This window comes from Veillonella dispar (assembly GCF_937975875.1).
Classification (GTDB): domain Bacteria; phylum Bacillota; class Negativicutes; order Veillonellales; family Veillonellaceae; genus Veillonella; species Veillonella dispar_B.
On sequence record NZ_CALJSP010000138.1, the window covers coordinates 1 to 21,791 of the forward strand.

Here is a 21,791-nt window from a genome sequence, read left to right on the forward strand (position 1 = left end):
CTACCATTTTAGAAAATACAACCGACAAAGAAGAACGTTTCGTCATGTTCTTTGCTGTTTCTGCCACCACAACATAGCAGCCCTTTGTGCGATTCCAAATCACTTTAAATACTCGATTCATTAATCTTTCTCCTATAAAACTTATAAAACTTACTAACTAACTATCTACATATTTAATGAAATAACAATGATGTATCGATGATGTATTGAGAATTCATCGACATTCTTGAATGTGTATATCTAAAATACCACAAATTACGGGAAAAGTAAACTTTTTTTCATTTTATTTTCATAAAACCCATCGTAATTTTACAAATTTTTCTATATATAAACCAATTATATATACCCAAAATATGAATAAAATACTAACATTATAAAAAACAAAGCTAATTTAATGATTCCAACTAACTAAATCACCAAAATATTCTCCTACAGAGAAGAAAGAGACCCTGATAAGGGTCTCTTATATTATAGGCCAGCAGCATCAATCCAAGATTGTAAATCCGCCTCTGCTAGTTCCATATCCTCTTCATATGCACCAGCTACGACTGGATATTTAGCAACCTCTACAGTGTGCAAAATCGAATCATCTCGGCCATTTTTAAAGGTGCCAATCCAAATTCCAGAGAATTGAGATTCATACCACTCTACAGGCTGATCTGTTTCATTGAAGTTAATCGTAATATGACCACGACCAAGTGTTTCTAATACCTCCACTTGCTCTTCTTCTGCAAGACCTGTTTTCTCTATATAAATAGAATAAGTCTCACCTGTTTCACGCAAATTTTTAAGTGCTAAACGCAACTCATTTAAAACGGCGCGAACATTACCATAATTCTCAATCATAAATACTCCTATTAGAGATAATTTTACATCCTATAAACCGATTAGTTTAAGTATTAGGTTCTGCAGTTACGCCCCATTCTCGTAACACATTGAGTACACGTTCTTTCACCTCTGGTAAAGCTCGTTGTACAGGTGCACTAGGTTCAAAACCAATCTCTAACGATTCTGGTTCCACCCCAATAACGACTGCATCCTCTAAGGGGTCTTCTTGAATGGCGCGGATACGTAAAATATCTTGCATTCCTACTTCGTGTACAGAAATATGTTCTGTAAAATATTGTTCTAATTCCTTATGAGGGAACTCATATATAGTTCCTGGAGCTTCCCCACCATTGATAGCGTCTACGAGAAGAATTTTCTTCATACCACGCATATACGTAAGCAGTTCCATTCCCATCGTTCCACCATCAATAATAGAAATAGACGGTGTAAATGTGAAAGACTCTTTCAACTCTTTTACTACATGAACCCCTAACCCCTCGTCAGTAAGTAATATATTACCTACACCGAGTAGGACGATTTCATTATTACCATCATCATAAAGGCTATTTAAATCAATACGCGGACCCTCTGAGTCCGCGTATTGTTCCAAGCCACTGATGATTTCAGTACTTGTATTAGTCATTTTCTTGTAATTCTCTTTCTCTAGGATCGTTAGGATCACTTGGACGATATGTTGTACCAGATGGTTTATCGATACGTTCACCACGACGGCGTTTGCCATTGAGGTCTTCAATATCGATTGGGTCATGCGCATAATACTTCATACCAGAAACCATAGCAGATACTTCGCCAGATTCTTCCATAACGTCTTCTCGGAATGCCATGTACACATGAACGATAGTAAAGAACAAGAAGCCCCAAGCAATATAGTGATGGATAATATGAACCTTGTATTCACCACCAAATAATGTAACAACTGGAGCAAATAAAGTTCCTAAAATACCATTAGGATTAACCATTGAAAACATGGCAAAACCCGTTAAGATTTCAAAGAAGAACATAATGTACACCATCATGTACGCAGTTCTCGCTAAGGAGTTACGAAGCCAATGATGTTCATGCTTTTGAGGAATCATCAAATAGTGCAATGTAGTTTCTTTAAGACCGTACCAATACCGTTTTTGACGGAATTTAGGTAATAATCTGTCTCCTCGATTCCAAAGAGCACCAGCAAATCGGAAGATAAAGGAGAATGTTAAGATAACACCCGCAATGAAATGGATACGACGCATAGTTTCCATAGAGAACCAGCCGTCAATTGCAAAGGTTGGTTCTGGATTACCTGTAATAGCTGCAAATCCTGGATCACCAATATATAGGCCAGTCCAGAATAAAGCCGTTACACTAAGCACCATAGTCCAGTGGAATATGCGCAGCCATAAACTAAATACGACATACGCCTTTTTGTCAGTATGTATTAACATAAGCCCACCACCCTTTATTTACACAATGCATCTGTATTGACGGAAACAATTTTTTCGCCTTTTTTATTGTATAAATGGGTTGCACATGCGAGACATGGGTCGAAGGAGTGAATTACCTTCAAGATTTCAAGTGGTTTATCTGCAATTTTTACATGTGTATCAATCATGGAGTCTTCGTAGGCACCATGTTCGTTAGCTGCAGTCTTAGGACATGCATTCCATGTAGATGGTACGATACATTGATAGTTTGCAGAGCGACCATCTTTAATATGAATCCAGTGACCCAAACCACCACGAGGAGCATCTACAAGGCCAACACCTTTAGCATCTTTATCCCATGTATTTGGCTCAAATTTAGTCATATCAGCTACAGTAGTGTCACCATTTTTTATGTTAGCAACGAGTTTATCAAAGAAGTATTGACTCATATTTGCTGCTACTTGTGCATCAAGGCCACGACATGCTGTACGACCAACCATTGTAGTCATCCATACGTGAGCAGGAACGCCAAGTACTTGAGATACTGTATCGATTTGACGAACAATCATGGATTCTGCCCAAGTTGGATCTTTAATGATACCTTGTTTTACTTTTGTATATACAACGATATATTTTGCTAATGGGCCAACTTCTGCAGTTTTGCCTTTGAAAGTTGGGGATTTAATCCAAGAATATTTTTTATCTTCATCAAGGAATTCCCATTTTTCTTTTGTACCAGATTTAGGGCCTGTAAACTTAGGATCTGTAACACCTTCGATAGGATGAAGAGAGCTTTTACCATCTGGATATGTGAACCAGGAGTGATCAACCTCTTCACTGAGGTATTGAGGATCCATGAAGTCTTTACCTTCTAATGGAATAAATGTAGCTTTATCTACGCCTAAAGCGAAGTTTTCAACTACGCCATTAGAACGAACGACACATTTTTTATGGTAGTCACCATTAGAAATGCCAGAATATGTATCATCTGGATAGTCACCGTAGGACATAACGCGTTTTTTCGCAAGGCCACCGCCATCAATCATGCCTTTTTCTACATACATTTTGCCGATAGCTAATAGATCTGGCACGTAGAAATTATTTACCAAATCTTTAGCCAATGCAATAGATTCTTCTACCGCAGCAAGACGTTGTGTATTAATAGGCGCATTCATATCATTCATAGAAATAGAACATGGCATGCCACCTACAACATAGTGCGGATGAGGGTTTTTACCACCAAATACAACGTGAGGAATTACGATATCACGTTGACGATCAAGAATATTCAAGTAATGGGATACGGCCATCAAATGAACCTCTGGTGGCAACAAATTATAATCAGGATGATCCCACCATTGAGCGGAGAAAATACCCAATTGACCAGATTCTACAATTTTCTTAATCTTTTGTTGTATAGCTGTGAAATAAGCAGTTGTAGCTTTAGGGAACTCTTTAGGATATGCAGAGTCTTTAGACGCAGTTTCAGCAGGCGCTAAACCACTTACATTATAAGTATTTAATACATCATTTTGTAATTGTGCTGTTTTAGCTGGATCTGCACTAAGAGCTGCTACAGGGCTAACCCAGTCAAGAGCGTGTAAATGATAGAAGTGAACAATATGGTCATGTACATCTAAAGAGCTATGCATGATATTACGAATGTAGTTTGCATTTTTAGGAATAGTAATTCCAAGAGCATCCTCTACAGCACGTAATGCTGCTAAGGCATGTGTTGTAGTACATACACCACAAATACGTTGTACGAACGCCCAAAGGTCACGAGGATCGCGATCTTTAGCAACAAGTTCGATACCGCGCCAAGCAGTACCAGAAGACAATGCGTCCTCTACTTTACCACTCGCTTCATCAACTTTTATTTCTACCCGTAAATGACCTTCAATACGGGAAATCGGATCTACTACTACGCGTTTCATTAGTGACCTCCTCCATTATTATGTTTCTTTTCATCCCATAAGCCTTGTTCTTTTAAGCGTTTTTCTTCTTTCATATCAAGAATTTTATTACGCGTAAGAGTTGCAGCACCATGAACGATAACTGCTGCAGTAGCACCAACAGCAGCCACTGTACCGATTGTATCAGCAGTTGTGATGGTATTAGCTAATGGAATATCTGGTAAACGTTTGTAGAATACGTCATTATCCCAGAAGCCCTTTTCAGAGCAACCAATACAACCGTGACCGGATTGAATTGGATAGGATAAACCATTCCACCAACGTAAGTTACCACAAGAATTATATGTTTGAGGTCCACGACAACCTACTTTGTACAAGCACCAACCAGATTTGGATGCATCGTCGTCGAATTTTTCAACGAAGAGACCAGAGTCAAAGAAGGCACGGCGGTAGCATGTGTCGTGAATACGATTGCCATAAAATTGTTTAGGACGACCTTGAGAATCAAGAGGTGGAATTTGACCAAATAATGCATAGTGCATGATTACACCAGTCATAACCTCTGGAATTGGAGGACAACCCGGAACTTTGATAATAGGTTTACCAGATACAACAGAAGATACAGATACTGTATTTGTTGGATTTGGTTTAGCCGCTTGAATACCACCCCAAGCTGCGCAGGAACCATATTCAATGATTGCTGCTGCGCCTTTAGCCGCTTCTAATAAGGATTCTTTAAATGTGCGACCACCTACTGTACAGTAAACACCATTTTCATCAAGTGGCACACCACCTTCAACAGCCAAGATGTATTTGCCTGCTTTTTCTTTGATGATTTTCTCTAAATGTTCCTCTAATGGTGCACCAGATGCAGCCGCCAAAGTATCATCATATTCAAGAGAAATCATATTCAAAATTACATCAGATGTAAATGGAGAAGATGAGCGAATAAAGGACTCACTACAACCAGTACATTCATGACCATGTAGCCAAATTACCGTAGGCAATTCAGTTGTTTCAGCTGCCTTAACAACAGTGTCTAACATCGTTGGTGGCAAGCCTAGAATAGCGGTGAGTGCTACACAGGATTTCATAAATGTGCGTCGACTCAAACGGCGCTCTTGGAAGAGTGTCCATAAACTGTTTATACGATTCTTCACGGAATATAGCCTCCTTACAACAACTTTGCGCAATATATCAATATTACTTAATGAACTACAACTATTATGATAATAATCATACTATGAAAATTAAATAATGTACTATCTAATTCGTCACAGCTATTATGATAACAATCATATTCTTACTACTTTATTATATCACTTAATATTTATGAAAACTATATAATTCAAATAAAAAAGCTGTATACAAGAAAGTTTATTTAACTTGCATACAGCCTTGTATTATATATTTTTTGTAAAATTCATTAGTTATCAATAAATTAGATAACTTCCTTGATTAGGGACTCAAGCACATCAGCTTTCTTGTAACCCACAAGGGAATCAAGCATTTTGCCATCACGGAAGAATACCATAGATGGAATACCATCAATATCTTCTTTCAACAAAATACCACGAAGATTTTTATCTTCTGCATCAACACTAAAGAACTCTACTTGTCCTTTTAAACGTTCAGCTACTGCTTCTACTTCTGGACGCATAACAGTGCAAGGTTCGCACCAGGCAGCCCAGAAATCAACAATAGCTAAACCTTTAGAGCCAAGTACTTTTTCATCAAATTCTTGCACACTAGTAATCGCTGTAATTGCCATGAAGTTCTCCTAACAAAGATCTACAATCTTGTATACTATAAATTATATCTTAAATATGGAAGCAAGCAATCAATAAGCCGAGTTCTGTTCCGCTTGCGCGGTGACGATTATCTTTCTAGGCGTACAGTCGCCTGCACGCTCGAGCGACACAACCCGGAAGGTAGGCGGGACCACCCTTAACCCTTCCCTATTCGGTCTTGCTCCGGATGGGGTTTACCGAGCCAGCCTGTTACCAGACTGCTGGTGAGCTCTTACCTCACCTTTCCACCCTTACCACTGACGTGGCGGTTTCCTTTTCTATGGCACTTTCCCTAAGGTTACCCTCGCCAGACGTTATCTGGCATCCTGCCCTATGGAGCTCGGACTTTCCTCGAGTCCAATGGACTCGCAACCGTCTTTCATACTTGCTTCAATTCAGTTTATCATAGCTAGCCTATTTGTTGCAAGAAAATGCAATATTATAAGAAAAAGAAATCATTTTGTTCTGTAAAAGCTTTCACAGGAACAGGTACATCTTTACTAAGTAAATAATCACATAAGCCTCTCGCAACAATAGATTCTGTGCCAAAATGCCCTGCATCAACTACGAGCAATCCTAGCTCTTTAGCTAATTGTGCATCATGATATTTCACATCACCTGTAATATATGCATCCACATGTATACGAGCTGCATCCTTAATAAATTCCGCGCCAGCACCGGAGCAGAGTGCTATAGATTGTATTTCTTGAGGAGCTACTCCAGCAAAACGAATATTAGCGTCTGGCAATGCTTCCTGAACCCATTCACGGAATGTATCTAAATTGAGTGCATTTGGCAAACGACCAATACGACCTAAATATTGAATTGAACCTTTTGGCTCAGCCAAGGACACCACTTCATAAGCCACCTCTTCATAAGGATGGGTCTCTTTCATCGCCTCTACAACTTGGCTTAAATGTGTACCATCAACGATAGCATTCACTTGTACCTCAGCTGCTACCGTTAAAGCACCAGCTTCACCGATAACAGGATTAGAATCTTCGTTACCAATGAAGCGACCTTCACCATGAATACTAAAGCTACAATGCTCATAGTTACCAATTTTACCAGCACCAGCAGATCCCATTGCATGACGAACCGCATCAGCTGCATTTTCAGGCACAAATGTAGTTATCTTATATAGCGCATCTTCACCAGTTTTGATAAAGCCCTTAACATCTATAAGACCTAATCGTTCTGCCAACATATCGTTTAAGCCACCAGGTGCAATATCAAGATTCGTATGGGCACTATATACGGCTATCTTATGTTGAATCAATCTATGAATCATGCGCTCTTGAGCCGTATCACAAGATAATTGTTTTAATCCTTTAAAAATTAACGGGTGATGACTAACAATCAAATTACAGTCATGTTCAATGGCATACGAAATTGTTTCCTCTGTTACATCTAATGTAGTTAATACACCTGTAACCATAGTGCTTCTGTCGCCTACCATTAGGCCTACATTATCCCAAGATTCGGCATAAGATCGAGGTGCTAATTGTTCCATTAAGGTAATGACTTGTTGAACAGTTGTCATAAAACTCACTTCTTTCTATCTACTTTCTAAAAGACTACGAAGAAATTCGACTTCGCGCTTTAAATCCCGATATTTGTCAGTATGGCTCAATTTCTCTGTCATACCATCTAAAGCACATTGTCGTTGATATATCAAATACTCAATATAATTATTCCAAAGAGGTGGACGTTCTTGTTCTAAAAGAGCCCCTACAGACCACAGCAAGGATTCTTCAGGCAATGCGGCATACATATTTTCATGATTTGCTGTGCCCGTATAGTTTTCCAGGCAATCCTCGCGAATCGCTAAAAACGCAGTATATAATTTACCGGTATCTTCAACAATAATTTCAAGAACAATAACATAGCCTTTTTGCACCATATATTGACGCAATTCTTTTTGCCCATTCTGCGGTTGTAACACGTAGAACTCCAACGGTTCAGGCCCTTCTTCTACGATATCGCGCATCAAGAAGCCGCCCATACCACAGCAAATAGCACCATTTAACTCGCCCTTCTCGGTAACCTTGAGGCCATCACCTAAACGGCAATCTACCTTAGAATCAAGTCCTCGGGACTTAACATATTCTTTTGCAGATTCTAAAGGTCCCTTATGTACATCACCGGCGATAACAAAGTCAGCACGATTACGATTGATAAGTTCTACTGCTAAATATCCATGATCAGTACCAATATCAGCTATTGCACGAGCCTTTGGCACAATCGAAAACACCGCCTCTAAGCGATCCATCATAGGTCTTGGTTCCATAATTCCTCTATTTCCTATTTATCTCTTAGTAAACTCATAAATCAGACGATGGATACTGTAGAGTATCATCTACTATCTATCTTAGTAATGACTATTGTATCTAAGAAATAAATGAATTACATATAAAAATAACCGCCCTTGAAATCTCAAGGACGGTAGATATCAACATAATTGGTGGGCCCACCTGGGATCGAACCAGGGACCGACCGGTTATGAGCCGGTTGCTCTACCCCTGAGCTATAGGCCCACAGTTAGTTTCTAGCTTATTAATTATACCGAATAGCCTGACTATTAGTCAAGATATCTAGTCTACGACTGTTTCATCAACATAAAACGGTGAATCATATTATCTTCGTTAAATACACCCTTTGTAGCTAATGTAGTAGTCTGACTATCTGTAGATTTAATCCCTCTCGCACTCATACAACTATGAGAAGATGTAATATGAACAATAACATCCTCTGACCCTGTAGCTAGTGAAATAACTTCAGCTATATCTTCTCCAATTTTTTCTTGTAATTGCAATCGTTTGCAACACATTTCAGCAATGCGAGGTATTTTAGATAAGCCAATAACACGACCTTTAGGAATATAGCCAATGCTAATACTCATATCATACATCAAAGCCATATGGTGTTCGCAATGAGAAAAACACGTAATATCCTTTACTACAACCATTTGATTTGTATCAACTTCAAAGGTCTTACCATACATCTCTGCAATCTCAGCATTCGTATACTGAATCCCTTCGTATACCTCTGCCATCATTTGAGCTACACGCTTAGGCGTTTCTACTAAACCTTCACGATTAGGGTCCTCCCCCAAGGCTTCTAGCAATTGATATACAAGTGATTCTATTTTTTCTGTATCCATATGTTCCCCTTTATATCAAGGTGTCATCATATCATAATGTATCATACTGCATTAGAAAACACTCGATACTCTACACCCTAACTATACTATACACCTTTCGCATCAGGATCCCATACAAATTTATGAATCTGTAATTGGAATCGTACATTTTGTAGATTATGCTCTTTCATATAATCAATAATGTCAGCTGCCTCTATTTTTCCCCACACTGGCGATACATAGATTTGAGCCTTTGTAGGATATTGATTAATCATACGACGCATACAGTCTAAATCCTCTACGGAACCTACTACAAATTTAATTAAATCATGTTCCCTAGAAACTTTGAATATATCTAAATTCATAGATTCCTCAGCTAAAGAGGATGGTGTTTTATAATCGTAGGTAAACCACACATTTTCTCGGTGAAAGCTCGGTATAATCGTACCATTTGTTTCAATATTGAAATCGTAGGGACTTTCACCATCTAATACGTCTTGGGCGTCTTCGAATACGTTATTTCCCGTAGTCGATTGTTTATCAGCACACGGTTTATCCTCTAATTTGGCAGATTTACGACGATTTAATTCATCGATTAGCTCCACTACAGCAGCTTCTTGTAATAGTGGCTCACCACCCGTAATAGTAATTCGATGATTGCCTAAACTTTCAATAGCATCAGCTACCTCTCGGACGGTCATGTCTGTGAAAGTACTATCAATACCATAACTATAGGTAGTATCACAATATGAACAACGTATATTGCAATCATGAAGGCGTAAGAATGTGGTTAATAGCCCTTGCCGACTTCCTTCACCATCAATAGAAGCGAAGATTTCAATCACGTTCATAAATAGCTGTGTTCCCTTCAGACTCTTGAACCTCTACCTTGAAACATTTAGGGCCCAACTCATCAGCAATCCATTTTGCCATGTTTTCAGCAGTAGGATTGATATCGCCTAATACATCATTGATGTGGCGATGATCTAAGCGGCCATGTATTTTTTCTTTAATAATGGTAAAGTCGATTACCATGCCATTATGATCTAACTCTTCAGAACGAGCATGAACCGTAATAATCCAATTATGCCCATGTAGATTTTGACATTTGCTTGGATAATCTAATTTCAATTGGTGAGACGCACTCACCTCTAATCGTTTTGTAACTGTAAACATTATATCTCCTAAATATTATATGAACTTTAATATTTGCTATGTATTACATTAAAAGACTTTAACGTACTCTTATTACTTACGTTTACTATCTTTAATTATATCACAAAAGGGTTGCAACACAGCACAATAGCACTGTATTACAACCCTTAAGAGATTCAACCTCTTATAAGAAGTCTTTAATTTTATCGCGTTTACCACGATTGCGCAATTTAGTAAGCGCTTTACCTTCGATTTGACGAATACGTTCACGGGTTACATTGAAATGTTGACCTACTTCTTCCAATGTACGTGGTTTACCATCTTTCAAACCAAAACGCAAGATCAATACTTGTTGCTCACGGTCAGTTAAGCATGTAAATACATCTTCAATTTGTTCTTGTAATAAGATATAGCTAGCTGCATCATCTGGAGCAATAGCATCTTGATCTTCAATGAAGTCTCCCAAGTGAGAGTCTTCCTCTTCACCAATTGGAGTTTCCAATGATACTGGTTCTTGTGCGATTTTTTGAATTTCACGCACACGCTCTACCGTAATCCCCATACCTTCTGCAATTTCCTCTGGTAATGGTTCACGACCTTTATCTTGCAACAATTGTCGGGAAATACGAATCAATTTATTGATTGTTTCTACCATATGTACTGGAATACGAATTGTACGAGCTTGGTCCGCAATAGCACGAGTAATCGCTTGACGAATCCACCATGTAGCATATGTGGAGAATTTATAACCCTTTGTATAGTCGAACTTATCTACAGCTTTAATAAGGCCCAAGTTACCTTCTTGAATCAAGTCCAAGAATAACATACCACGACCTACATAGCGTTTTGCAATACTTACAACGAGGCGCAAGTTAGCATCTACCAATTTTTTCTTAGCCTTTTTGGCAAGTTGAACGTCTTTATATGTAGCATCTTCTGCTGCGCCAGCTTCAATTTGCTTAGCTAAAACAATTTCCTCATCAGCGGAAAGCAATGGAACACGACCGATTTCTTTGAGGTACATACGCACTGGATCATCAATGTTAACGCCAGAGTCTACGCTTAAATCGATGGAGATATTCTTTTCACTAGAAGTATCCTCTTCATCCTCTTCTTCTGGCTCTATTGGATTAGCATCAGCGTCCTCACCGTCGATATCAGCCACTACTTCAATATTTAACTTACCAAATGTAGTATAAATATCATCTAATTGTTCTGCAGTAAGATCAGTCTGCTCATGAAGAGCATCTGAAATCTCTGATTGTGTCAACACACCGGTTTTCCGGCCTTTTTCAAGAAGTTGTTCAACAATCTCCTCTATTTGACTTTTTTGTACTTTCTTAGCCACAGCGCTCTCCTTTTTACATTATATTACTTAGACCATTCTCTAATTAAGTTCTGTATTTCCTGACACTTATGTAATTCGCTAATAAATGTCGAATCTCCTGCCCGTTTTAGTTGATCCGCCATAATTGAATGCGCTTTATACTGTTCACGCAATGAATGAAGCCTTATCTTACGGATTAATCCAGGCACTTGCACCTTATACTCATCGTCACTCATAACAACCAATCTAGAGTAAATATCATACTCCGATGGCGATAAAACAGACTGAATGGTAGTATCATCTAGACGACCTTCTTGTTTAAATAAGGTGAATATCTTTTCTATTATACCGCGATATTCAATTTTTTCAAAGTCCTCTAATGGCAAATAGCTCATCATATGTTGTAACACTTCACCATCTGTAAAGGCTAAGGACAATAATTTCTCTGCATCGCCTTTAGGTAAATCCTGTGTTGGCAAAGGTGCAGATGCGGTATCCACTAATTCAATTTGTCCTTTTTTTACATAGTCTCTGAAATATCTAAAGATACTACTATTATCAAGCCACAAAGGTAATGCCAATGTTTTTAATGCATCATCCCGTTGTGTTTGACTATCTATATTAGCAATATACGGGAATACATCAGCCAATACAGCTTGCTTCCCTTCCGTATCATTTGTGTCGTGTTTAATTAGGGACTCACTCAATAAATAATCAAGAGGCTTAACCGCTTTAGCCACTAAATCTTTAAACGCTTGTCCCCCATGATTGCGTACATAATCATCTGGATCTTTGCCATCTGGCATAGCGAGAACACGCACCTTGAAGTCCGTATTTTGCAATAATTCTATAGCTCTAGCCGCCGCTTGACGACCTGCTCCATCCATATCATAGGCCAGTACAATTTCATCAGCCTGCCGCATCAAGATATGCCCATGGTCTCGTGTATAAGCCGTCCCCAAAGATGCTACCACATTAGTAACACCATGGTTATGGGCAGAGATAACGTCCATGTACCCTTCCACAAGGATAGCTTGTCGTTCTTGACGAATGGATTTATAAGCCTTATCAAAGGCAAACAATAGTTTCCCCTTTTCAAAGATGGCTGATTCTGGTGAGTTCAAATATTTTGGCGTACTGTCATCCATGACACGTCCACCAAAGGCAACTACACGACCTTTACCATCCATAATGGGGAACATAATACGGTTTCTAAAGAAATCGTAAAACTGTCCCTTTTGGTTCTTACGAACTAAATTTAGCTCCAAGAGAATTGAGTCATCAATGCCCCGTTCGTGAAAGGCGCGATACAACTTATCCCAACCATCTGGTGCAAAGCCTAATTTAAATTTTTCAATCGTCTCTTTTGTAAGGCCCCGTTTTTTTAAGTAATCAAGGCCAACCTTACCAATCGATGTTTGAGTAAGGCAGTTATGGAAAAATGTAGCCGCTAGTTCTGACGCTTCATATAGTTTTTTCCGTCGTTCGTCTCGAGCTCGTTGTTCTGGTGAAAGCTTAGCCTCTGGCAATGGAATATTAGCGCGATTAGCAAGGCGCTCTAAGACCTCAACAAAGCTTAAATGCTCAAGCTCCATAAGGAATTTAATGACATTTCCCGATGCATGACAGCCAAAACAATAATAAAAGCCCTTTTCAGGGGCAACACTAAAGGACGGCGTCTTTTCATTATGAAATGGACAACAACCCCAATAGTTCTTGCCCCGTTTCTTTAAGGCTACATGCTCAGATATTACAGATACAATATCATTTGCATCTTTGATTTGTTCAATCAATTCATTTTCAAAATATCGGCTCATAGCCAACGCCTCCTTCCCTTATATATATTAATTCGATATACAAATAAAAAATCCTCTATTTGTAAAGTAATTTAATCAATTATCAAGTCGACCGATTGAGTAACTGATACGAATCATAGGAATCACCATCTATTTAGGATCAATACATGGTGATTCCTATACGCCGTATCTTTTAATAGTCTGCGAATAATATTTGATAATAATAGGCTGCAATGAAATCATTGCAGCCTATACTTATCGCTTATAGCATATTATTTTGCGTAATCCACAACGCGAGTTTCACGAATAATTACGACCTTAATTTGGCCTGGATATTCGAGTTCAGACTCGATGCGTTTTACGATATTCCGAACGAGTAATGTAGACTCAGCTTCATCAATCTTATCCGGTTTTACTACAACGCGAATCTCACGACCTGCTTGAATAGCAAAGCATTTTTCAACGCCTTCGAAGGATTCAGCGATTTCTTCCAATTTAGATAAACGTTTCAAGTAGTTTTCTAATGTTTCTCGACGTGCTCCAGGACGAGCCGCAGAGATAGCATCAGCAGCTGCAACTAATACAGCTTCTACAGATTGGAACTCTTCATCACCATGATGAGCGCCAATGCAGTTAATTACTGCTGCGCTTTCACGATATTTACGAGCCACATCAACACCGATTTGAACATGAGAACCCTCAAGTTCACGGTCCAATGCTTTACCAATATCATGGATCAAACCACCTCGTTTAGCCAATGTTACATCACAGCCTAGTTCAGCTGCCATCAAACCTGCTAAATGAGATACTTCAATAGAATGTTTCAAAACGTTTTGACCGTAACTAGTACGATATTTCAAACGACCTAAAATCTTTACAATTTCAGGATGTAAGCCATGAACATCAGCTTCAAATGTTGCTTGTTCACCAGCTTCTTTAATAGTTTGGTCAACCTCTTTACGAGCTTTACCAACCATTTCTTCAATACGAGCTGGATGGATACGACCGTCTACAATCAATTTTTCCAAAGCAATACGAGCCACTTCACGACGAATTGGATCGAAGCCGGAAAGAATAACTGCTTCTGGTGTGTCATCGATAATCAAGTCAATACCTGTTAATGTTTCGAGTGCACGAATATTACGGCCTTCACGACCGATAATGCGACCCTTCATTTCATCATTAGGCAATGCCACTACGGATACGGTAGTCTCCGCTACATGGTCAGCTGCGCAACGTTGGATAGCAGAGGAGATAATTTCTTTTGCTTTTTTCTCCGCGTCATCCTTAGCTTGCTGCTCCATTTCCTTAACCATAATCGCCGTTTCATGACGAATTTCTTGTTCCACATTCGTTAACAAGATATTCTTAGCTTCTTCAAATGTCATACCAGAAATACGTTCCAATTCTGCCATTTGTTTTTCATACAAAGCTTCAATTTTTTCACGGCTTTGGGCTAAGTCAGCTTCTTTGCGATGTAAAGCTTCCTCTTTGTGCTCAATATTGTCTAATTTTTTATCCAAAGATTCTTCTTTTTGAAGAATACGACGTTCCATACGTTGAAGTTCAGAACGGCGATCTTTATTTTCTCGTTCTACATCAGAACGGAGCTTATGAATTTCTTCTTTCGCTTCTAATAAAGCTTCTTTCTTTTTAGACTCAGCTGTGCGTTCACCATTAGCGATGATACGTGCAGCCTCTTGTTCAGCTTGATTCAGTTTTCCTTCAGCAATATTTTTTCTTAAAAAATAGCCTACCCCTAGTCCAATCAGTACCATTACCACTGCAATTAGACTATACTCTAAAATCAGTCTCACCTCCTCTTAAATTCTCAAAATTGAGCTTTCATGCTCCTTTTTATGCCCTTCATGCATTAAATTATCATTTAGCCATATCATCATATAAATAAATAAGGCTATTATTAATTTTAGACTTGAAAGCCCTTTCTGTCAAGATTTTACAAGCCTAGTAAGGCCTCTTAAAAAGCACTATCTATTCATAAAAATCATTGCATACAACTTGGATAGTACTCGTTGAGAATCCTCTATATTTGAGAAAATTAAATACTTTTACACGAGGTGTATGTTCTTCATTGAGAATGGAGCCAAACTTTTTCTCTACAACGCGATAAGCGGCTTTCACTTCATCATAATTAGAGATTTCCTGAGGCACGGTAAGACCTCGCAGTTTCATCTTTTGCTTAATCATATAGGCCCCGTATTTTTGTTCTTTCATCAAGTACGCCAATACTTGCTCAGATAAGCGCTCATCATTGATGTAATCATAGTCTCTAAGACGTTCAAGGACCCGCTCAATGATTGGGTCCTCGATTTGTTTACGTCTCATTTTTTGTGTCAGTTCATAAGAACTAAGAAATCGTTGAGCTAGGAAGCGATACGCTTGATCCATAGCAGCTTGCATCGTTTCGTCACTCATGATTATACTTCTTCAGTTACTTCTTCACCGATTACATCAATTTCTTCTGTACCAACAGCTAATGTATCGCGAATAATACGATCGATTTCATCAGCGATTTGTGGATTATCTAACAAATATTGTTTAGCTGCTTCTTTACCTTGGCCCATGCGTTCACCATTATAGGAATACCATGCACCAGATTTATTGATGATTTCCATATTTGTGCCGATATCAATAAGTGTACCAGCTTTGGAGATACCTTCACCGTACATCAAATCAAACTCAGCTGTTTTGAAAGGAGGTGCTACTTTATTTTTAACAACTTTAACTTTAGTGCGAGCACCAACATTTTCGTTATTAGCTTTAATTAATTCACCCTTACGAACATCAAGACGTACGGAGGAATAGAATTTCAACGCACGACCACCTGTTGTAGTTTCAGGATTACCAAACATTACGCCTACTTTTTCACGCAATTGGTTGATAAAGATAACAACAGTTTTAGATTTGCTGATGATACCAGTCAATTTACGCAATGCTTTACTCATCAAACGAGCTTGTAGACCTACGTGAGCATCGCCCATCTCGCCGTCGATTTCGGCTTTAGGAACCAATGCTGCAACGGAGTCAACTACGACGATATCTACAGCGCCACTGCGAACAAGGGCTTCTGTAATTTCAAGAGCTTGTTCACCATTATCTGGTTGAGAAATCAACAAGTTATTGATGTCTACACCCAAGTTGCGAGCATATACAGGATCCATCGCATGCTCTGCATCAATGAACGCTGCAATGCCACCTTGTTTTTGCGCTTCTGCTACAGCGTGAAGAGCTACTGTTGTTTTACCAGAGGATTCTGGACCGTAAATTTCAATTACACGGCCACGAGGGAACCCACCTACACCAACAGCGATATCGATAGCAAGAGAACCAGAGGAGATAACCTCTACGTTCATGCGATCTGCTGCTTCACCAAGACGCATAATAGCACCTTTACCAAAGTCTTTTTCAATTTGTTTTAACGCGTTATCCAACGCTGCTTGTCTGCCATCTACAGCCATTCTTTTATTTCCCCTTTTCTGTTATATAAGTATAAACATAGTAAAGTGCTAGTTCTGCTGCACTTTGTCTAATATCTTCACGATTACCAATTAAATTAGCCTTATGAGCCACTGTTCCATGAGGTCCGGTAACCCCAAACCATACAAGACCAACAGGCTTTTCAGGACTACCACCGCCAGGACCAGCTATACCGGTTGTAGAAACGGCATATGTTGTTTGACCAACAGTTCGTGCCCCCTCGGCCATAGCCTTAGCAACTTGCTCACTAACGGCCCCATAGGTATCTAACATATCTTGAGGTACACCTAATACACGATGTTTGACATCATTACTATAGGAGATAACACCGCCCATATAGTATTCACTGCTGCCACTGACATTAGTCAACAACTTACCGACTAAGCCAGAAGTACAGGATTCAGCAGTACTAATCGTACTATGTTCCTCTAATAAAGCACGACCCAGAGTTTCCTCCATGGAAATAGATAAATCGCGACCTACCCGAGAGCTTAACCGTTCTCGAATGATAGCATCCCAAGGATTGAGAAGCTCATATGCGGCCTCTAAGGTATCAGCCTTAGCCGTAATGCGCACCTCAATATAGCCTTTTTTGATTAACAACGCTATAGTCGGATTTGATTGATTCTTAATGAGATCCATTAAGGTATTTTCCAAATCAATTTCGCGAATATCATATATACCATATCGATAAGAGGTAACCACACCTTGTGAACCAAAGCGCTCATACAAATATGGAACTACACTATCTTGGAACATGCCCTTCATTTCACCAGGAGGTCCTGGCAAAAGAATATATATAGTATCTCCGTCTTCAACGACAACACCTGGTGCTACACCTACCGGATTATGTAGTACCTTTGCACCTTCTGGCAATTGTGCTTCTCGACGACTTGCATCTGGCACAGTACGTTTTACACGTTGGAAAAATTTTTCAACCTCATACATCGCCTCTTGATTAAATATAATCTTCCGGCCCACAGAATCGGCCAATACATTCCGTGTAATATCGCCCTGTGTCGGGCCAAGCCCACCAGTACTAATAACAATGTCTGCCCGAGAGCTAGCTAACTGAAAAACTTCAGCCATACGCTTTGGGTTATCCCCTACGACAGATTGATGAGCAATAGTATATCCTAATTTATTTAATTCTTGTGCTAACCAAGATACATTAGTATTTACTGTATCACCTAGCAATAACTCTGAACCTGTAGAAATGAGTTCTACAATCATCAGATCACCTCCACAATCGAATGTATCGAGCTGTGTTTTATTCTACAACCGTAGCTACTACGTCGTAAGCAAAGCCCTGCTCTACTTGTACCTTAAGAATATCTCCAGGTTGAATCTCTTCTCCGCAGTCTTCAATGTACATATTACCGTCTACATCAGGTGCTTGAGATTTTAAGCGTCCTTTAGCGAGTAATGTACCATTCTCACCTTCCTCGATTTCTTCTACCATTGCATAGTCAATAGTACCTTCTAAATCGCGGTTATTTTCTTCAGAAATAGCGGCTTGGATGGACATGAGAATATGATAACGGTCTTCTTTGACCTCTTCTGGCACTTGGTCTTCACGCGCACCAGCTGGTGTACCTTCCTCTTGAGAGTAAGTAAATACACCCATATTATCAAATTTGATTTCTTTTACAAAGTCGCAAAGTTCCTCAAATTGCTCATCTGTTTCACCAGGGAAGCCAACAATAATAGATGTACGCAATGTAATATGTGTAGGAGCATTTCTAATTTTCTTAAGCAACCGTTCAATATCATTGCGATCATCTCGACGATTCATTTGTTTTAAAATATCGTTATTAACATGTTGTAATGGAATGTCTACATATTTACAAAGTTTTGGCTCATTAACGATAAGATCTAACAATTCATCGGAGAAGAATGTTGGATATAGGTATAACATGCGAATCCATTCGATACCTTCTACCGTAGTTAACTCCTTAAGCAATGTAGTCAACAAAGGCTTTCCATCGTTAAGGTCAATACCATAACTAGTTGTATCTTGAGCAATCAGAACAACTTCCTTAACACCTGCTGCAGCTAATCGTTCCACTTCAGCCTTAATAGACTCGATAGTACGACTGCGGAATGCACCACGCACCTTTGGAATAATGCAGAAGGTACAACCATTGTTACAGCCTTCCGCAATTTTTACATATGCACTGTAACGAGGTGTTGTTTGAATACGAGGCATGCGTTCATCATAGATATTTGTAATATTTTCCATGATACAACTACGATTGCCATGCTCAATAGCATCAACAGCAACCATGATTTGGTCCCATGCACCTGTACCGATCAAAGCATCAATTTCAGGAATTTCTTTGAATAGCTCATCCTGATATTGTTGGCTTAAGCAACCTGCTACAATAAGGCCTTTACATGTACCATCTTCTTTATATTGAGCTACTTCAAGAATGGTATTAATAGACTCCGCTTTGGCTTTCTCAATAAAAGTACAGGTATTTACGACGATAAGATCTGCTTCGCTTAGGTCCTCTGTAATCGTATAGCCATTATCTTTCAATAAGCCTAACATTACCTCTGTATCTACTAAGTTTTTAGCACAACCTAGGCTAACATATCCTAATTTCTTACCCATTCTATATCCTTTCTTAACAAGATTATTTTCAATTTACTACCTTAATAGGATCTATATAACTGAGTTATTCCTTACGGAAACGCACTTGACTAACCCAGTGATTTAGTAATAATTTTTTACCCTCAATGGTGTAACCGCCATTTACAGGCCATAAAATTAGCTCATGTCCCAATGAGTCTTTTGGCTCATCCATTTCTGGGTTTGTAAATATATAGGTGAAGTTATTTTCAACCATATACTTTGCAGTCTTTGTAGATAACAACCAATTAATAAATTCGACGCTATCTGCTTTGTGTTTTGAATTTTTTAAGACTGCCGCACCTGTTACATAATAAGAGGTTCCATCCGTTGGATAAATGACCTTAATCGGGTATCCGTGACGAGTATATTGGGCCGCATCAGATAAATTACCAATGCCGATATTAGACTCTCCAAGCGCCGTTAAACGAACTGGGGTAGACAAGAACTTAGCATGTTGTATTACATGAGGTTTTAAGCTATATAAATAGTTTAACGCTTCAGGCTCCCCTCTATATTCCACCAGGTTATATAACAAGTTCGCCGCATTCTGAGAGGCTACAAAATCGGTCATTACAATGGTCCAATCCCCTTGTTTTGCCAATGTATCCCATGTAGTAATATATTTACCAACCCCATTGTAGAAGGTATCATTTTGAACAAATACGATAGGATCATACCAAAGACCTACCCAATATCCATTTGTATCCTTTAGATTGTCACGAACCTCGTCAATTTTCTCATTAACGATAGGTGCATATTTTCCAGTATTAGCACCTACAACAAGGTTATCCTCAGAGGTAAGTACAATATCACCAGATGTATCAGCTACATTTGAGGCCGAACGTTGCGCCATTTGCTCTTCTGTAAGAGGCATAACTGTAACTTTTACATTCTTCTCATCTTCATAACGATCGGCAAGCAATGTAGTTATATTATTTGGTAAGTCTGTATAAACTGTAATCTCACCACGAACAGGCTCTTTTTCATGTTCCAATTGTTCTTGATGGTAAAAGTTTACGCCATAGGTCAACATCCCTACCACAAAAAGGGCTAAAATGCCCGGAGCAATCCATCGTTTCATATATGCCTCCTATAAGACATAAAGCATCCCCAAATGAGATTAGTAAAACTAATCTCTATAATTAACGACCACCACGGCTTTTGTTAGATGGACGACCTTTAGTCATACCACTGCGAGCTGATCTTCCCTTACTACGCTGCTCACCTGACTGACGTCCGCTGCGACGATTATTAGCTTGTACTCTATTGCGGTTTCCACTGCCCGTACCAGTACGATTATTATTGCGACCAATTGGGCGTGGTGGAATCAAACATTCAGGTCCAAATCCAATTAAATCATGCCGATTAGCTTCAATGAGCGCCTCTTTTACAAGGTCATAATTTTCAATATTTTTATATTGCATTAAGGCCCGCTGCTTAGCTTTATCTCTACCTTTTTTTGCAACATATACAGGTTTTCCATCCAGTGGGTTAATGCCCGTATAGTACATACATGTCGATAAGCTCCCCGGCGTAGGAATAAAGTCTTGCACTTGTTCTGGATACATATGTTGATCACGTAAGAACTCAGCTAATTCAATAGCATCTTCCAAGGCACAACCTGGATGAGAGCTCATAAAATATGGTACTAAATATTGCTTCTTACCAAGCTTTTTATTGGCCTCTTCAAACCAAGATTTAAAGATGAGGAACTCTTCCTTACCAGCTTTGCCCATCATATTGGTAACGCGTTTAGAAACATGTTCTGGCGCTACTTTTAATTGTCCACTTACATGAAATTCACAAAGCTCGCGGACAAAATCTTTATTGTTATCCGCTAGAACATAATCATAACGCAAGCCAGAACGAACAAATACCTTTTTTACGCCTTTTAGCTTACGTAATTTACGGAGTAAAGCAATATAGTCATCATGGTTTGTATTTAGATTTTCACAAGGCTCTGGCGCCGCACAGGTACGACCTTTACAAGCACCATATACAGCTTGTTTGTCACAAGCTAAATGACGGAAGTTCGCCGTAGGGCCTCCAACATCATGAATATAGCCCTTGAAATCCTTATCCTTTATCATACACTCTGCCTCTGCAAGAATGGAAGCATGACTGCGCGTTTGCACAATGCGTCCCTGATGGAAAGTCAGGGCACAGAAATTACAGCCGCCAAAACAGCCGCGGTTACTGATCAGGCTGAACTTGACCTCGGAAATAGCCGGGATCCCGCCATCTTTTTCATAGATCGGGTGATAGGTGCGCATATAA

General features: G+C 39.2%; 21 protein-coding genes, 1 tRNA gene and 1 other RNA gene. All 23 read right to left on the minus strand.

What is annotated here, in order from left to right:
• The coding region (locus Q7P05_RS09615; protein WP_369680433.1) for an ESPR domain-containing protein at positions 1–121 on the minus strand (121 nt) is incomplete at its 3' end.
• Positions 122–468: 347 nt separating this feature from the next.
• Complete coding sequence (locus Q7P05_RS06600) at positions 469–846, minus strand: hydrogenase expression/formation C-terminal domain-containing protein (RefSeq protein WP_105089394.1); 378 nt, start codon at positions 844–846, stop codon at positions 469–471.
• Between the two features lie 46 nt (positions 847–892).
• Positions 893–1,471, minus strand: coding sequence for a HyaD/HybD family hydrogenase maturation endopeptidase (locus Q7P05_RS06605; protein ID WP_295820132.1), 579 nt, complete (start codon positions 1,469–1,471; stop codon positions 893–895).
• A complete protein-coding gene (gene cybH, locus Q7P05_RS06610) occupies positions 1,464–2,273 on the minus strand; it encodes a Ni/Fe-hydrogenase, b-type cytochrome subunit (protein WP_105089396.1) in 810 nt (269 codons plus the stop codon). Before cybH ends, Q7P05_RS06605 begins: the two co-directional genes overlap by 8 nt.
• Before the next feature lie 14 nt (positions 2,274–2,287).
• Entirely contained in the window at positions 2,288–4,189 is a 1,902-nt protein-coding gene (locus tag Q7P05_RS06615) for a nickel-dependent hydrogenase large subunit (protein WP_227721466.1), read from the minus strand.
• Positions 4,189–5,328: a hydrogenase small subunit gene (locus Q7P05_RS06620; protein ID WP_105089398.1), complete on the minus strand. Its 1,140-nt coding sequence runs from the start codon at positions 5,326–5,328 to the stop codon at positions 4,189–4,191. Before Q7P05_RS06620 ends, Q7P05_RS06615 begins: the two co-directional genes overlap by 1 nt.
• A 281-nt stretch (positions 5,329–5,609) precedes the next feature.
• Positions 5,610–5,939 carry a co-chaperone YbbN gene (locus tag Q7P05_RS06625; protein WP_105089399.1) on the minus strand — a complete coding sequence of 110 codons (330 nt, stop codon included), beginning with the start codon at positions 5,937–5,939 and terminating at the stop codon, positions 5,610–5,612.
• Positions 5,940–5,996: 57 nt separating this feature from the next.
• Positions 5,997–6,347: RNase P RNA component class A (rnpB, locus tag Q7P05_RS06630), an RNA gene on the minus strand.
• Between the two features lie 50 nt (positions 6,348–6,397).
• Entirely contained in the window at positions 6,398–7,501 is a 1,104-nt protein-coding gene (locus Q7P05_RS06635; protein WP_303931227.1) for a Nif3-like dinuclear metal center hexameric protein, read from the minus strand.
• A 15-nt stretch (positions 7,502–7,516) separates the two neighbouring features.
• On the minus strand, positions 7,517–8,248 hold the full coding sequence (locus Q7P05_RS06640; protein ID WP_295824161.1) for a class I SAM-dependent methyltransferase: 732 nt from the start codon (positions 8,246–8,248) through the stop codon (positions 7,517–7,519).
• A gap of 172 nt (positions 8,249–8,420) precedes the next feature.
• Positions 8,421–8,495 (minus strand) — tRNA-Ile (locus Q7P05_RS06645).
• Between the two features lie 62 nt (positions 8,496–8,557).
• Positions 8,558–9,121: a GTP cyclohydrolase I FolE gene (gene folE, locus Q7P05_RS06650; protein WP_005386093.1), complete on the minus strand. Its 564-nt coding sequence runs from the start codon at positions 9,119–9,121 to the stop codon at positions 8,558–8,560.
• A gap of 86 nt (positions 9,122–9,207) precedes the next feature.
• Positions 9,208–9,951, minus strand: coding sequence for a 4Fe-4S cluster-binding domain-containing protein (locus tag Q7P05_RS06655; protein WP_303931230.1), 744 nt, complete (start codon positions 9,949–9,951; stop codon positions 9,208–9,210).
• Complete coding sequence (queD, locus tag Q7P05_RS06660) at positions 9,938–10,276, minus strand: 6-carboxytetrahydropterin synthase QueD (protein WP_004696395.1); 339 nt, start codon at positions 10,274–10,276, stop codon at positions 9,938–9,940. The genes Q7P05_RS06655 and queD overlap by 14 nt, the downstream gene beginning before the upstream one ends.
• A gap of 163 nt (positions 10,277–10,439) precedes the next feature.
• Positions 10,440–11,603, minus strand: a complete 1,164-nt coding sequence (gene rpoD / locus Q7P05_RS06665; RefSeq protein WP_005386091.1) for an RNA polymerase sigma factor RpoD — start codon at positions 11,601–11,603, stop codon at positions 10,440–10,442.
• A gap of 23 nt (positions 11,604–11,626) precedes the next feature.
• Positions 11,627–13,399, minus strand: coding sequence for a DNA primase (gene dnaG, locus Q7P05_RS06670; RefSeq protein WP_295781662.1), 1,773 nt, complete (start codon positions 13,397–13,399; stop codon positions 11,627–11,629).
• 251 nt (positions 13,400–13,650) lie between these two features.
• A complete protein-coding gene (rny, locus tag Q7P05_RS06675; protein ID WP_255403550.1) occupies positions 13,651–15,195 on the minus strand; it encodes a ribonuclease Y in 1,545 nt (514 codons plus the stop codon).
• Between the two features lie 175 nt (positions 15,196–15,370).
• Complete coding sequence (locus Q7P05_RS06680) at positions 15,371–15,814, minus strand: regulatory protein RecX (RefSeq protein ID WP_295824163.1); 444 nt, start codon at positions 15,812–15,814, stop codon at positions 15,371–15,373.
• 2 nt (positions 15,815–15,816) lie between these two features.
• Entirely contained in the window at positions 15,817–16,857 is a 1,041-nt protein-coding gene (recA, locus tag Q7P05_RS06685) for a recombinase RecA (protein WP_005386086.1), read from the minus strand.
• Positions 16,858–16,861: 4 nt separating this feature from the next.
• Positions 16,862–18,109, minus strand: a complete 1,248-nt coding sequence (locus tag Q7P05_RS06690; RefSeq protein ID WP_303931235.1) for a competence/damage-inducible protein A — start codon at positions 18,107–18,109, stop codon at positions 16,862–16,864.
• Between the two features lie 37 nt (positions 18,110–18,146).
• A complete protein-coding gene (rimO, locus tag Q7P05_RS06695) occupies positions 18,147–19,493 on the minus strand; it encodes a 30S ribosomal protein S12 methylthiotransferase RimO (protein ID WP_105089408.1) in 1,347 nt (448 codons plus the stop codon).
• A 64-nt stretch (positions 19,494–19,557) separates the two neighbouring features.
• Positions 19,558–20,595 carry an ABC transporter substrate-binding protein gene (locus Q7P05_RS06700; RefSeq protein ID WP_303931240.1) on the minus strand — a complete coding sequence of 346 codons (1,038 nt, stop codon included), beginning with the start codon at positions 20,593–20,595 and terminating at the stop codon, positions 19,558–19,560.
• Positions 20,596–20,656: 61 nt separating this feature from the next.
• On the minus strand, positions 20,657–21,791 hold a 1,135-nt coding region (locus Q7P05_RS06705; RefSeq protein ID WP_303931242.1), incomplete at its 5' end, for a DUF3362 domain-containing protein.

What these genes read in the sequence shown, in the direction of transcription:
- Q7P05_RS06600 (WP_105089394.1), bottom strand. Translation starts at nt 846, where the DNA reads ATGATTGAGAATTATGGTAATGTTCGCGCCGTTTTAAATGAGTTGCGT.
- Q7P05_RS06605 (WP_295820132.1), bottom strand. Translation starts at nt 1,471, where the DNA reads ATGACTAATACAAGTACTGAAATCATCAGTGGCTTGGAACAATACGCG.
- cybH (WP_105089396.1), bottom strand. Translation starts at nt 2,273, where the DNA reads ATGTTAATACATACTGACAAAAAGGCGTATGTCGTATTTAGTTTATGG.
- Q7P05_RS06615 (WP_227721466.1), bottom strand. Translation starts at nt 4,189, where the DNA reads ATGAAACGCGTAGTAGTAGATCCGATTTCCCGTATTGAAGGTCATTTA.
- Q7P05_RS06625 (WP_105089399.1), bottom strand. Translation starts at nt 5,939, where the DNA reads ATGGCAATTACAGCGATTACTAGTGTGCAAGAATTTGATGAAAAAGTA.
- Q7P05_RS06635 (WP_303931227.1), bottom strand. Translation starts at nt 7,501, where the DNA reads ATGACAACTGTTCAACAAGTCATTACCTTAATGGAACAATTAGCACCT.
- Q7P05_RS06640 (WP_295824161.1), bottom strand. Translation starts at nt 8,248, where the DNA reads ATGGAACCAAGACCTATGATGGATCGCTTAGAGGCGGTGTTTTCGATT.
- folE (WP_005386093.1), bottom strand. Translation starts at nt 9,121, where the DNA reads ATGGATACAGAAAAAATAGAATCACTTGTATATCAATTGCTAGAAGCC.
- Q7P05_RS06655 (WP_303931230.1), bottom strand. Translation starts at nt 9,951, where the DNA reads ATGAACGTGATTGAAATCTTCGCTTCTATTGATGGTGAAGGAAGTCGG.
- queD (WP_004696395.1), bottom strand. Translation starts at nt 10,276, where the DNA reads ATGTTTACAGTTACAAAACGATTAGAGGTGAGTGCGTCTCACCAATTG.
- dnaG (WP_295781662.1), bottom strand. Translation starts at nt 13,399, where the DNA reads ATGAGCCGATATTTTGAAAATGAATTGATTGAACAAATCAAAGATGCA.
- Q7P05_RS06680 (WP_295824163.1), bottom strand. Translation starts at nt 15,814, where the DNA reads ATGAGTGACGAAACGATGCAAGCTGCTATGGATCAAGCGTATCGCTTC.
- recA (WP_005386086.1), bottom strand. Translation starts at nt 16,857, where the DNA reads ATGGCTGTAGATGGCAGACAAGCAGCGTTGGATAACGCGTTAAAACAA.
- Q7P05_RS06690 (WP_303931235.1), bottom strand. Translation starts at nt 18,109, where the DNA reads ATGATTGTAGAACTCATTTCTACAGGTTCAGAGTTATTGCTAGGTGAT.
- rimO (WP_105089408.1), bottom strand. Translation starts at nt 19,493, where the DNA reads ATGGGTAAGAAATTAGGATATGTTAGCCTAGGTTGTGCTAAAAACTTA.
- Q7P05_RS06700 (WP_303931240.1), bottom strand. Translation starts at nt 20,595, where the DNA reads ATGAAACGATGGATTGCTCCGGGCATTTTAGCCCTTTTTGTGGTAGGG.